Origin of the sequence: Halomonas salipaludis (assembly GCF_002286975.1) — a bacterium.
GTDB lineage: Bacteria > Pseudomonadota > Gammaproteobacteria > Pseudomonadales > Halomonadaceae > Franzmannia > Franzmannia salipaludis.
The window spans coordinates 180,223-197,162 of record NZ_NSKB01000006.1; the positions used below are offsets into that span (position 1 = coordinate 180,223).

20 protein-coding genes are annotated in these 16,940 nt (G+C 61.6%); 11 read left to right on the plus strand and 9 right to left on the minus strand.

Annotation, left to right across the window (positions count from 1 at the left end; all coding sequences use genetic code 11):
- Nucleotides 1-43 precede the first annotated feature (43 nt).
- The gene (locus CK498_RS16500) at nt 44-1,276 is read left to right on the plus strand and encodes a hypothetical protein (RefSeq protein ID WP_095621953.1); all 1,233 of its coding nucleotides are present in this window, start codon (nt 44-46) and stop codon (nt 1,274-1,276) included.
- A gap of 269 nt (nt 1,277-1,545) precedes the next feature.
- Here the strand turns inward: CK498_RS16500 and CK498_RS16505 are convergent, their stop codons facing one another.
- Both CK498_RS16505 and CK498_RS16510 read right to left on the minus strand, forming a co-directional pair.
- Nucleotides 1,546-1,983 (minus strand): VOC family protein, encoded by a 438-nt coding sequence (locus CK498_RS16505; RefSeq protein ID WP_095621954.1) that lies wholly within the window; start codon nt 1,981-1,983, stop codon nt 1,546-1,548.
- A gap of 74 nt (nt 1,984-2,057) precedes the next feature.
- A complete protein-coding gene (locus CK498_RS16510) occupies nt 2,058-3,011 on the minus strand; it encodes a helix-turn-helix transcriptional regulator (protein ID WP_095621955.1) in 954 nt (317 codons plus the stop codon).
- A 117-nt stretch (nt 3,012-3,128) separates the two neighbouring features.
- Here CK498_RS16510 and CK498_RS16515 point away from each other — a divergent pair, with 117 nt between their 5' ends.
- Together CK498_RS16515 and CK498_RS16520 are read left to right on the plus strand one after the other, a co-directional pair.
- A complete protein-coding gene (locus tag CK498_RS16515; RefSeq protein ID WP_095621956.1) occupies nt 3,129-3,851 on the plus strand; it encodes a glutathione S-transferase family protein in 723 nt (240 codons plus the stop codon).
- Between the two features lie 104 nt (nt 3,852-3,955).
- Nucleotides 3,956-4,414 (plus strand): cupin domain-containing protein, encoded by a 459-nt coding sequence (locus CK498_RS16520; protein WP_095621957.1) that lies wholly within the window; start codon nt 3,956-3,958, stop codon nt 4,412-4,414.
- 125 nt (nt 4,415-4,539) lie between these two features.
- Here CK498_RS16520 and CK498_RS16525 read toward each other — a convergent pair whose 3' ends face one another.
- Entirely contained in the window at nt 4,540-4,866 is a 327-nt protein-coding gene (locus CK498_RS16525) for a rhodanese-like domain-containing protein (protein WP_095621958.1), read from the minus strand.
- A 124-nt stretch (nt 4,867-4,990) separates the two neighbouring features.
- On the opposite strand from CK498_RS16525, the gene CK498_RS16530 reads away from it, so the two are divergent.
- From CK498_RS16530 to CK498_RS16535, 3 genes are all read left to right on the plus strand, one after another.
- Entirely contained in the window at nt 4,991-5,887 is an 897-nt protein-coding gene (locus tag CK498_RS16530; RefSeq protein ID WP_176475817.1) for a LysR family transcriptional regulator, read from the plus strand.
- Between the two features lie 195 nt (nt 5,888-6,082).
- The gene (locus CK498_RS26200) at nt 6,083-6,259 is read left to right on the plus strand and encodes a hypothetical protein (RefSeq protein WP_176475818.1); all 177 of its coding nucleotides are present in this window, start codon (nt 6,083-6,085) and stop codon (nt 6,257-6,259) included.
- Between the two features lie 238 nt (nt 6,260-6,497).
- Nucleotides 6,498-7,370, plus strand: a complete 873-nt coding sequence (locus CK498_RS16535; RefSeq protein ID WP_095621960.1) for a DMT family transporter — start codon at nt 6,498-6,500, stop codon at nt 7,368-7,370.
- A 34-nt stretch (nt 7,371-7,404) separates the two neighbouring features.
- Here the strand turns inward: CK498_RS16535 and CK498_RS26615 are convergent, their stop codons facing one another.
- Nucleotides 7,405-8,028 (minus strand): antibiotic biosynthesis monooxygenase family protein, encoded by a 624-nt coding sequence (locus CK498_RS26615; protein ID WP_229359120.1) that lies wholly within the window; start codon nt 8,026-8,028, stop codon nt 7,405-7,407.
- A gap of 88 nt (nt 8,029-8,116) precedes the next feature.
- Here CK498_RS26615 and CK498_RS16545 point away from each other — a divergent pair, with 88 nt between their 5' ends.
- On the plus strand, nt 8,117-8,836 hold the full coding sequence (locus tag CK498_RS16545; protein ID WP_095621961.1) for an ArsR/SmtB family transcription factor: 720 nt from the start codon (nt 8,117-8,119) through the stop codon (nt 8,834-8,836).
- On the opposite strand, the gene CK498_RS16550 is transcribed toward CK498_RS16545, so the two are convergent.
- On the minus strand, nt 8,812-9,231 hold the full coding sequence (locus tag CK498_RS16550) for a VOC family protein (protein ID WP_095621962.1): 420 nt from the start codon (nt 9,229-9,231) through the stop codon (nt 8,812-8,814). The genes CK498_RS16545 and CK498_RS16550 overlap by 25 nt on opposite strands.
- A gap of 190 nt (nt 9,232-9,421) precedes the next feature.
- Here CK498_RS16550 and CK498_RS16555 point away from each other — a divergent pair, with 190 nt between their 5' ends.
- Nucleotides 9,422-9,826 (plus strand): DUF2000 domain-containing protein, encoded by a 405-nt coding sequence (locus CK498_RS16555; RefSeq protein ID WP_217987797.1) that lies wholly within the window; start codon nt 9,422-9,424, stop codon nt 9,824-9,826.
- Nucleotides 9,827-9,909: 83 nt separating this feature from the next.
- Here the strand turns inward: CK498_RS16555 and CK498_RS16560 are convergent, their stop codons facing one another.
- Nucleotides 9,910-10,680 carry an SDR family oxidoreductase gene (locus tag CK498_RS16560; protein WP_095621963.1) on the minus strand — a complete coding sequence of 257 codons (771 nt, stop codon included), beginning with the start codon at nt 10,678-10,680 and terminating at the stop codon, nt 9,910-9,912.
- 249 nt (nt 10,681-10,929) lie between these two features.
- Here CK498_RS16560 and ada point away from each other — a divergent pair, with 249 nt between their 5' ends.
- Nucleotides 10,930-12,036 carry a bifunctional DNA-binding transcriptional regulator/O6-methylguanine-DNA methyltransferase Ada gene (gene ada / locus CK498_RS16565; protein ID WP_095621964.1) on the plus strand — a complete coding sequence of 369 codons (1,107 nt, stop codon included), beginning with the start codon at nt 10,930-10,932 and terminating at the stop codon, nt 12,034-12,036.
- Between the two features lie 85 nt (nt 12,037-12,121).
- On the opposite strand, the gene CK498_RS16570 is transcribed toward ada, so the two are convergent.
- On the minus strand, nt 12,122-13,051 hold the full coding sequence (locus CK498_RS16570) for a LysR substrate-binding domain-containing protein (RefSeq protein ID WP_095621965.1): 930 nt from the start codon (nt 13,049-13,051) through the stop codon (nt 12,122-12,124).
- 81 nt (nt 13,052-13,132) lie between these two features.
- Between CK498_RS16570 and CK498_RS16575 the strand changes: the two genes are divergently transcribed.
- Nucleotides 13,133-14,320 carry a GntT/GntP/DsdX family permease gene (locus CK498_RS16575; protein WP_095621966.1) on the plus strand — a complete coding sequence of 396 codons (1,188 nt, stop codon included), beginning with the start codon at nt 13,133-13,135 and terminating at the stop codon, nt 14,318-14,320.
- 23 nt (nt 14,321-14,343) lie between these two features.
- On the opposite strand, the gene CK498_RS16580 is transcribed toward CK498_RS16575, so the two are convergent.
- Complete coding sequence (locus CK498_RS16580) at nt 14,344-15,219, minus strand: helix-turn-helix domain-containing protein (protein ID WP_095621967.1); 876 nt, start codon at nt 15,217-15,219, stop codon at nt 14,344-14,346.
- A gap of 198 nt (nt 15,220-15,417) precedes the next feature.
- Here CK498_RS16580 and CK498_RS16585 point away from each other — a divergent pair, with 198 nt between their 5' ends.
- Nucleotides 15,418-16,332: a DMT family transporter gene (locus tag CK498_RS16585; RefSeq protein ID WP_095621968.1), complete on the plus strand. Its 915-nt coding sequence runs from the start codon at nt 15,418-15,420 to the stop codon at nt 16,330-16,332.
- 41 nt (nt 16,333-16,373) lie between these two features.
- On the opposite strand, the gene CK498_RS16590 is transcribed toward CK498_RS16585, so the two are convergent.
- Complete coding sequence (locus CK498_RS16590) at nt 16,374-16,904, minus strand: Lrp/AsnC family transcriptional regulator (RefSeq protein ID WP_095621969.1); 531 nt, start codon at nt 16,902-16,904, stop codon at nt 16,374-16,376.
- Between the last annotated feature and the right edge of the window lie 36 nt (nt 16,905-16,940).

The window sequence follows — 16,940 nt, forward strand, 5'->3', positions numbered from 1 at the left end:
TTTCTGGTTGCTGGGACGTTGCCGCTCGTGGAGCGCAATAGCCATGGCAGCAGCTCTGGCCTGCGGAGTACTGGCTATTCTCGCCAGCAGCCACTATCTGTTGTTCATATGGGCTCCAGAGCTAAGCGCGGGCCTACCCGGGTTGCTGCTGGGGTTGCCGCTGATCTACGGTGCTAGCCTGGAATTGCTGACGCTCCAACGCAAACGTCCTCGACTGATCGCCTCGCTGGTACTGGTGGGTGTGTGCGCCGGGCTGATGCTATTGGATGGACAGCGCCTGTGGCCTGCGATTTATTATGACCTCAAGGGCACCATGCTGGACTATCCGCCACTGGTACTGCATACCCCCGAAGATCTTGGCGAGTACGTGCCACCGGCTGGGACCCGGCTCATCTTTAAGCCGACCGGAAACGAACTGTCTTGCGGTCTGTTCGCAAATCCCGAACCATTGGGGCCGGCGCTATCCTACAGCACCTCCTGCCGTGATTTTTACTGGGGCCAAGCTATGGCTTCCCTTGATTACTCTGCCTACACGGATCTGCCCACGCTGCATGCATTGGCGGCGCTGTGGGAAGAAAAGTCCCCTGGGCGACTGTCGTTGGGGTTGTTGTATAATAGCTTGGATGACCTGACAATTACCGACCTCCAACGTCTCTGCCCGCAAAGCGACGACTGCCTCGCCAGCAAGCAAATGATCACCTCGTTACTGGGCGTGCAAAGCTGGGCGACGCTCACGGAAGACGAACCGACAGCCGTTGCATCTTTGCCGCTGTCGCTTAGAAGGCTCGATTACATCGAGCGGAGAGAGCTGCTGCGCACGCTGGACGCGGACGTCCGCGCGCAGCTGGAAAGACGTGTGGCTGGGATAGTTGCGGTCTACGCCGATGCTCAGGCACGTAGTCTCGCGTTGCGGGACATGACTCCGGATTACCCCCGGTCAGGCTACCGGTCATTGTCACAGGGCAACATTGCAGGCCAATGGCCCGCTTTGAGAGATATCGCGGATGAGCTCGCCATAGACGTACCGGACATCGGCACCCTGAGTGGCTTGCAGAGGGCCGTGCTTATCGCTGTCGAATCACGGTCTGATGGAGGTGTACGGCTGGTCTACCATACGGCTGTGGGGCTGCAATCTACGACCGCTTTGCTGGCTTTCATCGCACCACTGGCATGGCTGGTCATCGTCATGTTAATGCTGCTGCGACGTAGCCCAAGACCAATGCGCCAGCGCACTGGCGCTAGGCCGGCCACCCTGAATGGGGCGAGCGGTCGGTAGCGTTTCTTGACTGACACGGTGAGGCGGTATCGGAGCAGGCGCTAGCTGCTGACTTAATGACTGAGCACTCCGGATAGAGAGGCAGCAAGCGGCCATGCTCGCGATATAACCCGATGTCGCGCAGCATTATATTGCCGTCAAAGGCGCTCATTGATGAGAAGGTCGGATCGGCTGAGTAGGAGGCCGCCGCCCGGCGGCAAGGTTCGAGCCTTCGTCGACCAGCTCACCGGACGGCCTGGGGAGGGGCGGTTCAGGCAACGCCTAAACGCCTAGGTGGTGGCCTGCTCCTCCTTCTCGTAGTTGATCATCCAAGCGACGCCGAATCGGTCTACCAGCATGCCGAAGCGGTGCGCCCAGAAGGTCTCCTCGAGCGGCATCTCCACGCTGCCGTTGTCGGCCAGCGCGTTGAAGAGCCGTTCGGCCTCCTCTACTGAGTCGACACCGACCGCAATGCTGGCGCCTTTGATGCCTTCATAGGGCGCCGGGCAGAAGGGGGCATTATCCGAAGCCATCAACAGCTGGTCGCCGATACGCAGTCGGGCGTGCATGACCAGGTTGCTGGCTTCCGTGGGAACTTCCATACCCTCGCTGGCGGGCATCTCCGCGTAGGTGGATACGGCCTCGAGCTTGGCGTCGAAGCAACGCTGGTAGAATTCGAAGGCTTCGCGGCAGTTGCCGTCGAAGATCAGGTAGGTGGAAAGCTGCATGGTGGGTCTCCAGGGGGTGTTGTTGGTACCGCTTCCCTACATCGATTTACCGTAGTCGATTTCGACTTGATCGCTCATTTTTTTGCTGCCATCCGCTGTAGCCGGACGGCCTGCTCAGAGAGGGCGTCGCGTAGCCCGGGTGGGTCGAGTATTTCGAAATCGAAGGGTTGGTGGGCCAACTGGCGAGCGAACCAGTCCAGGCTGTCGGTGCGCGCGTGGAGCATCACGGCGCTTCCGTCGGGCGTGAATACGCCGATATTGCGGCCCAGCTCCGCAACGATATTGGCGAGCTCGGCGTGAAAGCGCACACTGACGGCGATAGCGCGGGGCAGGCTGGCGATACTGTGGGCTAGATGTGCAGCCGGGTCGAAATCCATTGGTCGCTCGAAGCTGGCCTCGAGCGGCGTGGCCTCGACGATGCGATCCAGACGAAAGCTGCGCAGGTCGCGGCGCAGATGGCACCAGCCGCTGACATACCAACGACCAGAGCGATAGACCAGGCCGTAGGGATTGAGCGCACGGCGGGTGTGCTGCTCCCGGTCGTCACGGTAGTCGAGCCGGACCCGCTGGCGGGCCTGGGTGGCGGTGGCGAACAGGATCAACAAGCGCTCGTCGCCCGGGGCGCGTGCCGAGGGCAATTCCAGGCGTGCGCTTTCGCTCAGGGCCTGTGCCTGCTGCTGCAACCTGGCGGGCATGACCCGCTCCAGCTTGGCCCGCGCAGTTTCCAACGCTGGGGCCGTCTCGGCGATGCCCAGCCCCTGGGCGGCGAGCAACCCTAGCGAGACGGCCAGTGCCTCTTCGCTGTTGAACATCAGTGGCGGCAGCTTGAAGCCCGGCATCAGGCGATAGCCGCCGTGCCGCCCCCGCTCAGTGGTGACGGGAATGCCGAGATCTTCCAGGACCTGGATGTAGCGCCGAAGTGTGCGGCGGTCGACGCCTAGTCGCTCGGCCAGCTCCCGGCCACTCATGTGGCGGTGGGCCTGTAGCAGTTCGAGCAGTGTCAGCACGCGAACGGTGGGATTGGCCACGCTGAATTTTCCCGTTTGAAATAGGGCGTGATATGCCCTATTTAGCCATTACCTTGCTGACAAGGCCAGGCGCATAAGGCGCTGGCTTTCTCACCCGAATCAGCAAGGAGCAAGGCAATGGAACCTGTGCTTTTCTATGGCGTACCGCAAGGCTGTTCGTTCGGCTCTGTCGTGGTGCTCGAGTGGCTGGGGCAACCCTACCGGCTGTGCCGCATCGAGATGATGGAGCAGCCCTGGGACCCGCTTTATGCCAAAGTCAACCCGCTTTTCAAGACCCCGGCGCTGCTACTCGAAGATGGAGAGCCGCTTACCGAGAGCCTGGCGATCCTGCAGCACCTGGTGGCATGCGATCTCAGCACGCGGCTGGGCTTTGAACAGGGCAGCCGGGAACATGATCGCTTGAACCAGATGCTGGCCTACCTCACTACGGATTTCTTCGCCGCCTTCGGGCCACTCTGGACGCTCTATGACACCCAAGGAATGAGCGGTGTGGAGCAGGCGTTGCTGCGCCGGCTGGGCCGTGAGCAGGTCGCGGAGGGCTGCGCCTACCTCGACGGATTACTGGCCAAGCGCGAGTGGCTGCTGGGCGATGCGCGCAGCATGGCGGATGCCTATGTCATGGGTATCGCTCGCTGGGCCGAGTATCACCGGCTATTCGATCTCGGGAGCGACTATCCGAACCTGGCCCGACACCTGGCGAAGCTCAGGGACGATCCGGCCGTGCGCTTCGCCGAAGCCATCGAGCGCGGCGAGCAGCCAACGGGGCAGGGGCACTTCAGGGGGCATGTAAGCCTGCAGGAATTGGAGCCGCGCCTGGCCCCCGACGCACTGTCCGCCTAAGTATTGTCCATCAGGCCTGGCTCGAGCCAAGGCAGTCGAGCGCCGCCGGGCACACTAAGATCAGGCACTGCCCTGGCGGCGACTCGAAACAAAGGAGAACCGGAATGTATCTATCGGCGCAAGATATCCAAGCCCTTGAGGGCGTGAGGAAGGTGCACTTTCTCAATGCTCAAGCCGTGCGTATCAATAAGTCACTAGGGGATGCCGTGGGCATGTCCCAGCTAGGCATCCACCAGATCAGCGTGCCACCCGGCCATTTCTCGACCGAATATCACTACCACTGCTATGAGGAGGAGGCGATCTACGTGCTTTCAGGAACCGGCGTGGCAACCCTTGGCGATCGTAAGCAGCCGATCAGTCCTGGCGACTTCGTCGGATGTCCTATTAATGGCGTGGCTCATGATATGTACAACGACGGTGACGAACCGCTGGTGTGCCTGGTGGTGGGCCAGCGGCTGGCCCAGGACGTCACCGACTACCCGCGCCCGGGCAAGCGACTGTATATCAATAGCAGTGAACGGACCCTGGTCGATCACGATGCCATCGAGCACGTGAAGCGCTAGCGTTCGGGTAAGTAAGGGCTTACCGGGGTGCGAACATTATTTCGCTGAGATGGAGCTCGCGCCATCACGAAAAGGGACCCGCTGGCCCGAAGACCGGCAGGCCCCCAGCGGAGTGCACAGCCCCGTCAGGTCGTGGCGACGGGCAGCTGGGCCTCCTCCCACTCCGCTTTGCCGCCCTTGTAGATGGCAACGTCGGTATAGCCCATAGCCTCGAGCTGGTTGGCCACCATGTCTGAGTTACGGCAGGTCGCGCTGGCGCAGTACACCACGATCATGGCCTGTTTATTCGGCAGTAGCTCGGGAGCTAGCTGTCTGACCTGGTCGTGGTTGATATTGACGGCATTCGGCAGGTGCCACTGCCGGAAATACTTCTCCGGCAGTGCTTCTATCAGAATCGGCTGCTCCTGGCCTTCGAGATGGGCGGCAAGGTCTTCGCGATTGATGGTCTTCATGTTAGTGCTCCAAGTGTTGGCGAATGTGAATCCGTTGCCTCGGCAACGAGAGATCAGCGTAGGGTTTGCGAATCAGCAATGAAATCGACGAAAATTGCATAAAGTCATTGCAGAGGTGCAAGGTGTGAACTTCGATTGGGACAATCTTCGCCTTTTCCTGGCGATTGCCCGCGCCGGCACCCTGGCGGGGGCGGCGAGAGCGCTTGGCGTCAACCACTCGACGGTATTCCGGCGGCTCAAGGCGTTGGAAGCAGGCTTGGAGGTGCGCTTGTTCGACCGCTTGGCACAGGGCTATGTGCCCACGGCGGCGGGCGAGACGCTGCGCAAGCACGCGGAACGGGTGGAAGAGGAGGCGCAGGCCATCGAGCGCGAGCTTGGGGGGCGCGACGTGAGGCTATCTGGGCGGGTCGTCGTCACCACCACCGATACCTTGGTCAATGCGTTTCTCGCGCCCGTATTCCAGGGCTTCGTCGAGCGCTACCCGGGCATCGAGCTGGAGCTGCTGATCGTCAGTGCCTTCCTCGACCTGGCCCGGCGCGAGGCGGATGTTGCCATTCGCCCGACGCAGGCGCCGCCGGAGAACCTGATTGGCCGCCGGTTAGGCACCATTCGCTGGGGGGTGTACGGCTCGCGCGAGTACTTGCAGGAGCGTCCGGCGCTCGAGGATCCGATGCGTCCCGAGGGACACCGCTTCGTCGGCGGCAACGAGTTGATCCGCCATCTTGCCAGCAGCCGATGGCTCGACGAACGAGTGCCGCCGGAGGCCTTCGCGCTACGCACGAACAGCGTCGTCGCAGCGCTGGGGGCCGCCCGGGCCGGGGTGGGACTCGCCGTGGTGCCGCATTACATGGCTCGCCAGGAGAGTGGTTTGGAGTGCGTGCTAGCGATCGGCCCGGAAGTGGCGACTGACCTGTGGTTACTGGTCCATCCGGACCTACGTCACAGCGCTCGTATCCGTGCCTTCATGTCCTTTGCGGTTGACGCTGTCAGGCAGCGACAGGATGAATTGGAAGGCCGCTAACGCCGGGGGGAGGGAAGGCCGCTAACGCCGGGGGGAGGCGCGCGAGTGCCAGGCCCGAGGCGGCGTGGCAACCGAGGAACGAGCCTGCTGCCGGGTAGGCAACGGCCTAGCCAGGCGTCACGACGCGATATGGATTGACGCTGTGGCCGGGCATGCTATTTTCTAATATGTAGTCGCATCCAGGCGGAATCATTCATGCCCCCTTCTGCACGCTCTCCTCTTTCCACGCTGGTGGCCACGCCGGTCGCCGCCGTGGTGCGTGCCGCGACTGCTCCCCCCCTGCCACCTGTCGCTCCGCCGCTCGGCGTTTCGCCGCCAGCGGGGCTCGACATGGCCGGCGTTTCACCGCCGCCCATGTGCACTCTGGGCTGACCTCCAGCCCACCAAGCTGCCTCAGCTTTTCATCGTTCGGCATTGTTCTCAGTGCCGGCTGAGGCCTGTGCGTCTCTGAGCTTTGTCCGAAAAGTCGTCGAGCGATAGTCAGACAAGGCAAAAATCGGCGAAAAGACGGAGTTTACGCGGTGTAAATGAGTACTTTGAGCCGAGTTTTAACGCCGTATGACCGAGCGCAGACAGTTTTCAGACGAAGCGTAGACAGGTGAAAGTCATCATGACAAACCATTCCGTTACCTTGGCCGCTCATGCGTCCACGGCGCTCTTCGTGCTGCTGTGGGGCAGTGGTGCCATCTTTACCAAATGGGGGCTGGAGCATGCCCCGGCCTTTGCGTTTCTGCTGTTGCGCTTTGCCCTGGCGCTCACCGTGCTGATGTCCATCGGGCTTTACCGACGACGCTGGTTACCCGCGCCCGGCACACGCCTGCGTGTTGCCGGCACCGGCCTGCTGCTGATAGGTGCCTACTCGATCTGCTATTTCCTGGCCATGGAGCAAGGCATCACGCCCGGGGTGTTGGCTACCCTGCTGGGAATACAGCCGATTCTGACCCTGATGCTGCTGGAGCGGCGCTTCGCGCCGATGAGAATGGCGGGGCTTTGCGTGGCGCTGATGGGGTTGGTGCTGGTGGTATATCAGAGTGTCGTCCTGGTGCGCTTTTCCCTGGCGGGCGTAGGCTTCGCCCTGGGCGCGCTGGGGTGCATGACGGTAGGCGCCATCATGCAGAAGCGTATTCGACAATCGCCCGCCGAGGTCCTGCCGCTGCAGTACGTGGCCAGCCTGGCACTGTGCCTGCCCTTCGCCGCGCTTCAACCGGTGGCATTCGAGCCAACCTGGGAGTTCCTGATTCCACTTCTCTGGCTGGCACTGGTCATTTCGGTAGTGGCGCAGCTGCTGCTGTATCGATTGATTCAGGCCGGTAATCTGGTCAACGTCACCAGCCTGTTCTATCTGGTGCCGGCGGCCACCGCCATGATGGACTATCTGTTCCTGGGCAATGCCCTGCCCATGCTTAGCCTGGCAGGCATGGGGCTTATCCTGCTAGGCCTGGCACTGGTATTCCGTCAGCCGGTAATGGTATCTCGGCAATAGGGAGAAAAATGTGGCGCCTGTTGGTCGCGAGCGTTCACGGAGCATCGTGGTGCTCGCGGCTGTCGGCGGGCGCCTGCTCGCGTTCGCGCATGCCGTAGTCGCGCATCACCGTGGCCACGCGCAGGCGATAGTCGTCGAACACCACGTCACGGCCCTGGGTCTGGGCGCTGCGGTGGCGCTCGAGCCGGCGCCACTGGGCGACGGCCTGCTCATCTCGCCAGAAGGATAGCGAGAGCACCTTGCCCGGCTGGGTCAGGCTCTCGAAGCGCTCGATGGAGATGAAGCCATCAATCTCATCGAGTAGCGGGCGTAGGCTGGCGGCGATATCGAGGTACTGCTCGCGGCGGCCGGACTTGGGGATGACTTCGAAGATAACGGCGATCATGTGAACTCCTGATTCAGACAGTTTGAGGCATGTGGAAGCTGCAACGGCTTCACTCTTGGGGGCGAAACGTTCCGGGTTGATCGGCACCAGCTTGCCGCGTTCCCAGCGCAAGCCGATGTCCTTGAGCATGCGTGGGTCGCAGTCGCGCAGCAGGGCATCGCGCTGGCGATTGACGTAGTAGTTGCGTACGGCGCGAAGCAGGCGACGGGCAGTGCGTAGTGGGTAGGGGTCGTGGTGTGTGGCTGCCATCAGGGGGTTGCCTGGTGTCGTCATGGGTGGCTCCGGGCCGTTTCCTTGTCGCTCGATTGTGCTGCGTTGGCCTATGCTTGTCAGACATAAACAGTTAGGTGGAGAGCTAACGATGGTTGAGCCTGACCTGCCACGTCTTGCCCGTACCATTGGCGATCCGACCCGGATGGGCATGCTGGCACTGCTGATGGAGGGACGGGCGTTGACCGCCAAGGAGCTTGCCTACGGCTGTGGTGTGCAGCCGGGCACGGCGACGGAGCATCTCAAGCGGCTGCAGCGCGATGGGTTGATCGAGTCGACGGCACAAGGGCGGCACAAGTACTACCGGCTGGCGACAGCCGAGGTAGCGCATGCCGTCGAGGCGTTGATGGTGGTGGCCAAGCCGATAAAGGTGGTGTCGCCGTGCAGGCGGCCAGCCGGTGCCATAGGGGCGGCGCGATTCTGCTACGACCACCTGGCGGGTGAACTGGGCACGCGGATGACGGCGGTACTGCTCGAGAGGGAGTTGTTGGTGGCAGATGGCGAAGCCATGAACGTGACGCAGCGGGGCGAGGCCTGGTTCTCGAACTTCGGCATCGATACCGCTTCCCTGCGCAAGCGCCGCCGGCGTTTCGCCTACCCCTGCCTTGACTGGAGTGAGCGGCGCGATCATCTCGGCGGGGCGCTGGGGGCCGCCCTGGCCGAGCGCTTGCTGGAACTGGGCTGGATCGGCCGGCAGAAGCACTCGCGGGTGGTGAGTATCAGCGAGTTGGGGCATCGGGCACTAGCGCGCGAGTTCGGGCTCGTAATCGACTCGCCAGGGAGTGATCAAACGGTCGCGATCTCGTCGTAGCCGCGGTTGAGGAACTGCACGAAGCAGAAGCCGTGACCGAAGGGGTCGGCCAGCATCGCGAGCTTGCCCCAGTCGTTGGTGGCAATGGGCTGCTCCTGTATGGCCCCGGCCGCAATAGCCTTTTCCACTGCGGTATCGATATTCTCCACCACCACGTCCAGGTGCACCGGCGTCCAGTGGCGCGTGTAATGACGCTGAGCGCCGGGCGTGGCGCCTCCCGCTGCGTAGGCCGGCGATCCGGAGTCCTTTGCCAATAGATAGATCGGCGCCGGGCCACCGATCAGTTCGACACCGTCGTCGCCGAAGCGGCGCCCGACCTTGAGGCCGAACGCCTGCACGTAGAAGTCGATGCCACGCTCCAGATCGTCCACGTCCAGGTTGACGAGAAACTCCATGCCGCCCCCTGCCAACAGGCCAGATTGATCCGACCATTAATGAATGATGGGTAGGTACCCCGGTAAGTAAGTGCTTACCGGGGCAGTGGTTGATGTCTGCAGGATAGCAGGACGATGTGGGGGAAAGATCATTTTTGTTCAATATCCAAGGCGTGTGCTTGGGCAGGCTAAAGCCCCAACAGGAGGAGGAATGATGTCGATAAAAACCGTTATCGTGCTTGCCAACCATTTACCTACTGGCCTTGCCGCCAACTTTGCTGCCGTCCTTGGCATGAGTCTTGGGAAGCATTCACCCGACCTAGTGGGAAGCGATACTGCCTCAGCCGATGGCATCCTGCTTAAAGGGATTACTACCGTGCCCCTACCGATCCTCAGTGCCCCTGAAAGTGATCTGCTTGGCCTCTTCTATGCTGCAGAGGCGTTGCCGTTACGCTTTGCCTACATGCGCGCTGCATTCGAGGCGAGCGACTATGCGGATTACACCTTGCTTATCAATTCAACTTCACTTGAAGAACAAGTGCCGCAGGGAATCTTGCTGGCCGGGCCGAGGAGGGCGGTGGATCGAATATGCGGCCAATTACCTCTGCTGCGTTAAGCACGCGTATGGCTGAAGAGGCGGTCGCACGGCTGTGGGCTGCTCAGAAAGCGGTGCCGGCAGGGGGCACCGCTGCTTGGCCATCAGGTGCGATTGATCGAGGCGCCACCATCGGCCAGCATCGCCGTGCCGGTGACGAAGCTGGCATCGTCGGAAGCCAGATAGAGCGCCGCTCGGGCAATCTCTTCCGGCGTGGCCATGCGCTTGAGCGCGTGCAGGTTCTCGACGAATGCCAGGACCTCCGGGCCCGCGCCGGGGGCGTTGGTGATGCTGGCGGGTGTATCGGTGCCTCCGGGAAGCAGGGCATTGACCCGAATGCCGTTGGGTCCCAACTCTGCAGCCAGGCATTTCATCATTCCCAGGATCGCGGCCTTGCTGGCACCGTAGGCCGCCATGCCGGGCAGGCCGGCGGTATGGCCAACGAAGCTCGAGGTGAACAGCAGGCTGCCACCGCCGCGCTGCAGCAGCGCCGGTATCTGGTGTTTGGCTCCCAGATAGGCGGCGGTCAGATTGGTATGAATAATGTCGTGCCAGTCACTCGGTGCCATGTCCTGCAGTGGTTCCATCGGCCCGACGATGCCGGCATTGTTGAAGGCGATATCGAGCCCTCCGAAGCGTTCCAGGGCGGTAGTGACCAGACGCTGGGCCAAGTGCTCGTCGCCTACGTCCCCGGCGACGGCAACGGCCGTGCCGCCATCGCGAGCGATGGCGTCGACCAGCGCATCGAGTTTGTCCCGGCGGCGCGCGCTCACGATCACGCTGGCGCCTTCGCTGGCGAACAGCCGGGCGGTGGCATGGCCGATGCCTGAGCTGGCCCCGGTGACGATGGCGATCTTTCCGGCAAGTCGATTCATAGCGGTATTCTCCATGGGTAGGTATGGGGCGTTTGCGATCCCATATCCACCCTGCCGGTACCCGGATGAGCCCTCACTCCGCTTCTTGCCATCAAAAATTTGGCGGTTCGATGGTGCTATGCTGCAAATGTTGCGAAATGCTGTGAAGAAGATGGGCTCACTTTGAAAGCAAGGGACGGAGTGTGTCAGGCGGGTCCAGCGCTCATCCTGAACTTACGGAAAACGCCGAATTCACAGCGGAGGCCCGCCATGAACGAGATAACCACCGAGCCACTTGCCATCTTCGATTCCGATGAAGCTAAATGGACCGCGGTACTGGCCCGAGACGCCGCGGCGGACGACGCTTTCGTCTATGCCGTGCGTACCACCGGAGTCTACTGCCGTCCCACCTGTCCATCGCGCCGGCCTCGCCGCGAGAACGCCGAGTTCCATGCCGATGCGTCGGCAGCCGAGCGGGCCGGCTATCGACCGTGCCAGCGCTGCCGCCCCCAGGAGCAACCGTTGGCCCAGCGACACGCCCAGAGCGTCGCCAGGGCCTGCCGCCTTATCGAAACATCGGAGGACCTGCCCTCGCTCGACGAAATGGCACAGGCCGCAGGGTTGAGTCGCTTCCACTTCCATCGTGTCTTCACCTCGGTTACGGGGCTGACGCCCAAGGCGTATGCGGTCGCTTGCCGGGCGGATCGTGCGCGTCAGGCGCTGACGGAGCGGGAAACGGTCACCGAGGCGATCTATGACGCAGGCTTCAATTCCAGCGGGCGCTTCTATTCCGGCGCCAACAAGATGCTCGGCATGACGCCGCAACGTTATCGCTCGGGAGGAGAGGGCCTGGAGATTCGTTTCGCCCTTGGCGAGTGTTCTTTGGGCAGCATCCTGGTCGCGGCAGGCGACAAGGGCATCTGCGCGATCTCTCTGGGAAATGATCCTGAGGCACTGCTACAGGAATTCCAGGATCGTTTCGTCAATGCCAACTTGGTCCCGGGGGGGAAGGACTTCGACGCCTGGGTGGCCCGGGTGGTGGGCTTCGTCGAGGCGCCTGGCCTCGGGCTGGCGCTGCCGCTGGATATTCGTGGCACCGCCTTTCAACAGCGGGTCTGGCAGGCGCTGACCGAAATTCCCGTTGGGAACACCATTAGCTATAAGGAGCTGGCGGAGCGAATCGGCTCGCCTCAATCGGTGCGCGCCGTGGCAAGGGCCTGTGCTGCCAATACCATTGCGCTGGCCATTCCCTGCCACCGGGTGGTGCGTAGCGACGGGGGGCTTTCGGGCTACCGCTGGGGCGTTGAGAGAAAGCGGGCGTTGATCGAGCGTGAAGCGTCGACGGAGGTGGCGTTAACGGCGCAGGAGCCAACCTGAACGAGCGGATCCCATATGGCCTTTTGCTGCGCTCAGGTCATCGTCCTGGCGGCGAGTCTGATCTCGGTATGAAAAGAGGAGCACGTTAGGTGGGAGAAGTGGCTGACTTGTCGAATACCTGCGCATCTTGGGTCAGGTGAGCCTTGATCCAGTCGAAGAATTCCAGATGGGCCGCGTTGTCGAGAATACTGGCGTCCTGCACGAACCAGTAGCTGAATCGCGAGGTGATCGCGTGGCCGAACGGCGCGACAAGGCGACCGCTGCGAATATCCCTAGCGACAAGGGCCGAACGGCCAAGCGCGACGCCCGCTCCACCGATTGCCGCCTCGATCATGGCTGCATCGTCATCAAAAAAGACGGTTTCAGTGCGCGGTGGAAGCTCGCGACCCGAAGACTCGAACCACCGCTCCCAGGAGTCTGGATTGTCGGAGCGCAGTAGCGGCAGTGCGGCGAAGACATCGGGTGACGTTAGATTGAGCGTCGCGGCTCGCTGAGGTGACATCACCGGTGCAATGAGCTCATCACAAATATGTCTGCTGCGTACGTTCGGCCATCGTCCCAGTCCATAGCGAATAGCAGCATCGATACGGTCGCGACGGAAATCCACAAACTGCCGAGACGCGCTGATCCGCAGGTCCGCTGCCTTATACTCCTTGAGCATATCGGTGAGCTGAGGGGCCAACCATTTGCTGGCGAGGGCTGGCAGCATGCTAACGGTCAAGGAGTTGGCGGCGGGCCGTCGCCCGATCACCTCAAGGGCATCCTCGAGTAAGCGGGCACTCTCCTGCACTGCGTCGGCAAGAATATGGGCGGCGGGTGTGGGCTCCAGCCGCCGCCCATTTCGGCGAAAGAGTTGTTGCCCGATCATCTCTTCCAGCTCGCGGAGCTGATGGCTCACGGCGGCCTGGGTGACATTCAGCTCCTCAGCCGCAAGCGTCACCGTGCCGAGTCTCACCGTGGCTGCCAGTGCACGTAGGGGCCGGGTAACGACCAGTCTTATATTAGAATTTCTCATGAATTCACAATTTCTTTCGATTATTCCTGCGAGAGCCGCTTTGCTAGAGTCCCGACTTATCAAGTGAAAGAGACTCCGTCAATGCGAGTAATCATACCTGGCCTCAATAATAAAGCTAATGGGTTGCCTGACCTGCCGCTGGTGATCTGGATGATCCTGGTGACACTCCTTTGCGGCGTCTTAGCAGGCTATGACGCCAGTGCGCTCATTTCGGGGTTCAACCAAGGCTATGGTGCGTCTATCGGCGAGTTCGCGTTGATCCTGATCCCATCCTTCGTGCTCGCCGCCGCGATAGAGCAGCAGCGCATCGATATGTCGCCGCGGGTGTCTGTCGGTATGGCACCCTTTTCCGCGGCTGGTATGGTTTGCCCGGACACCGCCTACGCGGCCCTCTCTCCCATGTGCCTACAGCGCAAACTTCCCATGGCCTTCGGCGCCTTTGCCGGGTTCAAGCTGCTGTTCCCCGCTGGGCCACTCATCGTCGCCGCCAGCGTCGCGGCGGACACCTCTACGACCCTGCTTCTCAGCGTCACGATTTTTATTCCAGTCTGGCTAACCGGGCTGCTCTACGGGCGCATGATCGAAGACCGCATCCTCGGACAACCAGTACACACCGGCGCGAGGCTGCAAATTTCTTACTCCTCTCTCTGCGCGCTTCTTCCGTTCCTGATTCTCGCGATCCTGTTGGTGATCGGTGTGCTTTTCGACATGCGCTTCAATGTCTGGGCCGACTTCGTGACCAATCCAAAGGGGGCGCTGATCGTGTCTGCAGCCGTTGCGCTGGCGAAGATCCCCGCTTCTGATCGGCGTCCGGCGGTAGACAAAGGGGTGCGACGCGCAGCAGAGCTGCTGGTCATTATCGGCGCGGCCAGTGCCTTCAGTATGGTTGTTACCAGTGTGGTGCCAGTAGAAGAGATCTTCATGGGTAGCACCAGTGAACTCGTGACCCTTCTCACGCTGTTCCTGCTGACGGCGGCCTTCAAAGTGTTGCAAGGCTCCAGTATGTCCGTCTTCGCCGCTGTCGGTCCGATTGCAGCACCCATCGTGGCGGCTGCAGGTATCTCGCCCGTACTGGCAGCACTGGCGATCTGCCTCGGCTCCTTTATCGCGATCTTGCCAAACGATAGCTTCTACTGGCTCGTCCGGCAGGATGCCATGCCCGATAAAAGCGAGCTGGTCGTGACGTCTGCGCTCGTCGCTGGCGCTGTGCTGCAGGCATTGGTCGGTATGGTGTTATTGCTTGCGCTGGCTGCATTCAACATCTTCTGAGCAGTCTTCAGCGAGGAAGTCGTTTATTGTCGCTGCGGTTGGCTTCTCAGCTGCGATGGAGACACCCCCCAGGCCTGACGAAAGCGGCTAGCAAGGTGGCTAGAGGAGCTGAAGCCACAGCTCAGGGCTATCTCGGCCAAGGGCAGAGCCGAGTGTCGTAATAGTCTCTCCGCCCGTTGCAGACGCTGCTGCAGCACGTACTGGTGGGGCGGCATACCTTGGCTCTGCTTGAACATGCGGGCGAAATGGTACTCGCTGAGCTGAACCTGGGCGGCCAGTTCGGCCAGTGGCAGTGCTTGATCAAGGTGAGCATCGATGTAGTCGAGCAGGCGCTTGAGACGATGGGGCGCCAGCCCACCCTTAGGCCGCGGCAGCGACCAATGATGGCAGCTGTAGCGCCTGAGGACATGGATCTGCAGCAGCGTTGCTGTGGTGTCGAGTGCCAGGCGGTCGGCCTTGTCGTGCCAGTTGAGCCCCAGCAGGCTGTGGCGATACAGGCTGGTTATCAGTGGATCGTCAGCAAATATCTGCTCGTCTAACCGCAGAATGGTGGGGGCCTTGTCCCAGGTCCGTTCAGTCAACGATGACAAGTGCCTGTCGGTAAAATAGAGATGGGCAAATTCGAGCGGGCCGCGTACATCCCATGTGGACTCGAGCTGGGCAGGCATCAGGCAGAAGCGATCAGGGGCGCCACCGTTGTGCCATCCGGTTCGGCTCTTGCGGTAGGACTCATAGCCGTCGGCCACGTACAGGCTAAGGGTGTGATGCCCGGGCCTGTCCAGGGTTATGCGATCATGGTTATTGCGCCACTGGGCCAGGCCTGCACCGTTCTCGAGAGATGCGGCCCGTTTCATATGCGCCTGGTGTCGGCTCAGGCTCTCGAATACACGATACTTCATCGCCCTTTCCCTGATGGTTTGGGTACCTTCTCTCCGATATTAGCCAGTTGCCTCTTGATGACCAAGAGGGAACGCCGCGCGCGCTGGTGGAAAAGCGCAAGAATCGACCGGCTGGCGCAAGAAGCTGAATGCCGGGTGCCCGGTGACCAGGCAGGCTGGCGTGCCATCCAATGGCTTACGTGAGTGAGGAGTGCGGCAATGAACGTGGCCCTGTATGCAATCACCGTGCTGATCTGGGGGACGACCTGGATCGCCATCGCCTTCCAACTGGGGGAGGTGCCGGTGACGCTGTCAGTGTTCTATCGCTTCGCCCTGGCGGCAGCTCTGTTGCTGCTGTGGTTGCTGGCCACACGCCGCCTGCAGCGAATCGGCGCGCGTGACCATCTGTTCTGTGCGCTGCAGGGCATGTGCGTGTTCTGCCTCAATTTCTACCTCTTCTACACGGCGACCGGCTATATCACCAGTGGCTTGAATTCGGTGGTCTTCTCCATGGCAGTGCTGTTCAACGCCGTCAATGGCGTCTTCTTCTTCCGCCAGGCCATCACCTCACGTCTGCTGGTGGCGGTTACGCTGGGTTTCATCGGTATGGTGTGTCTGTTCTGGCCGGATATCCGCAGCGAGACGCTAGACATCGGCGTGCTGTTCGGCCTGGGCTGCTCGCTGTTGGGCACCTATGGTTTCTCGCTCGGCAACATGCTGAGCCTGCGCCATCAGCGCCGGGGGCTGGACCTGTTATCCACCAATGCCTATGCCATGGGATACGGTGCCCTGATCATGCTGATTATCGTGCTGATCAGCGGTGTCCCCTTCGTGCTTGACACCTCACCAGCGTACCTGGGGGCCTTATTGTACCTTGCCGTCTTCGGCTCGGTGATCGGCTTCGGGGCCTATTTCGCCCTGGTGGCACGCATCGGCGCCGGAGCGGCGGCCTATGCCACCCTACTGTTTCCACTGGTTGCCCTGAGTATTTCCACTCTGTTTGAGGACTATCAATGGTCGCTGCCCGCACTGATCGGGCTTGCGATGATTCTGCTGGGCAATGGGGTGATGTTCTACAAGCCGAGGCGCAAGGCAGTGGTGGCCGAGATGGCTGACGACTCGGCGCCGGCGTGATGGCAGTTCCCGCGGCGCTGGAAAGAACTGGCAAGAGCAGCTCAATCGTTAGAGCTTTCCTCCAGCGCTTCGCTGATTCCCGCTTGTGGGGTGCGTTCGAGGAAGGTCGACAGCACCACATAGCTACGTGTGGCTTTAACACTCGGCAGGGCATAGAGCCGGGCGAGCAGTCCTTCCAGTGCACGGCTGCTGGCGCAGCGCACTTTGAGCAGCATGCAGGCGTCGCCGGCCACGGAGTGAATCTCCTCGACTTCGGGCAGCTCCGAGAGTGCGAGCAGTTCCTTGGTCTTGCCCCAGCCGGTGGCGTCGACGTGCACGAAGGCAAGAAAGGGTTTGCCGGTGGAAGGACCATCCAGTACCGCTACGGTGCTGCGGATGCGCCCCGAAGCACGCAGCCGCTTTACCCGTTCGTGCACTGCCGGTGCCGAGAGCCCGGCACGGCTGCCAAGTTCGGCGTAGCTGAGTCCGGCGTCCACGGCCAGTTCGCCTAATATTGTTCGGTCGAAGGTGTCCAGGGGGCGTGCTTCCTGGCCCTTGCCCCGAACGGTTTCTGTTTTTTCTGAGTTCGGCATTTTCGCGATTGCTCCGAATGGGATTCCTTTCTTCAA

Bases quoted from the DNA above. Each gene is read 5' to 3' on its own strand.
- CK498_RS16500 (WP_095621953.1), top strand. From the start codon at position 44: ATGGCAGCAGCTCTGGCCTGCGGAGTACTGGCTATTCTCGCCAGCAGC.
- CK498_RS16505 (WP_095621954.1), bottom strand. From the start codon at position 1,983: ATGCAGCTTTCCACCTACCTGATCTTCGACGGCAACTGCCGCGAAGCC.
- CK498_RS16515 (WP_095621956.1), top strand. From the start codon at position 3,129: ATGGAACCTGTGCTTTTCTATGGCGTACCGCAAGGCTGTTCGTTCGGC.
- CK498_RS16520 (WP_095621957.1), top strand. From the start codon at position 3,956: ATGTATCTATCGGCGCAAGATATCCAAGCCCTTGAGGGCGTGAGGAAG.
- CK498_RS16525 (WP_095621958.1), bottom strand. From the start codon at position 4,866: ATGAAGACCATCAATCGCGAAGACCTTGCCGCCCATCTCGAAGGCCAG.
- CK498_RS26200 (WP_176475818.1), top strand. From the start codon at position 6,083: ATGCCCCCTTCTGCACGCTCTCCTCTTTCCACGCTGGTGGCCACGCCG.
- CK498_RS16535 (WP_095621960.1), top strand. From the start codon at position 6,498: ATGACAAACCATTCCGTTACCTTGGCCGCTCATGCGTCCACGGCGCTC.
- CK498_RS26615 (WP_229359120.1), bottom strand. From the start codon at position 8,028: ATGACGACACCAGGCAACCCCCTGATGGCAGCCACACACCACGACCCC.
- CK498_RS16545 (WP_095621961.1), top strand. From the start codon at position 8,117: ATGGTTGAGCCTGACCTGCCACGTCTTGCCCGTACCATTGGCGATCCG.
- CK498_RS16550 (WP_095621962.1), bottom strand. From the start codon at position 9,231: ATGGAGTTTCTCGTCAACCTGGACGTGGACGATCTGGAGCGTGGCATC.
- CK498_RS16555 (WP_217987797.1), top strand. From the start codon at position 9,422: ATGATGTCGATAAAAACCGTTATCGTGCTTGCCAACCATTTACCTACT.
- CK498_RS16560 (WP_095621963.1), bottom strand. From the start codon at position 10,680: ATGAATCGACTTGCCGGAAAGATCGCCATCGTCACCGGGGCCAGCTCA.
- ada (WP_095621964.1), top strand. From the start codon at position 10,930: ATGAACGAGATAACCACCGAGCCACTTGCCATCTTCGATTCCGATGAA.
- CK498_RS16570 (WP_095621965.1), bottom strand. From the start codon at position 13,051: ATGAGAAATTCTAATATAAGACTGGTCGTTACCCGGCCCCTACGTGCA.
- CK498_RS16575 (WP_095621966.1), top strand. From the start codon at position 13,133: ATGCGAGTAATCATACCTGGCCTCAATAATAAAGCTAATGGGTTGCCT.
- CK498_RS16580 (WP_095621967.1), bottom strand. From the start codon at position 15,219: ATGAAGTATCGTGTATTCGAGAGCCTGAGCCGACACCAGGCGCATATG.
- CK498_RS16585 (WP_095621968.1), top strand. From the start codon at position 15,418: ATGAACGTGGCCCTGTATGCAATCACCGTGCTGATCTGGGGGACGACC.
- CK498_RS16590 (WP_095621969.1), bottom strand. From the start codon at position 16,904: ATGCCGAACTCAGAAAAAACAGAAACCGTTCGGGGCAAGGGCCAGGAA.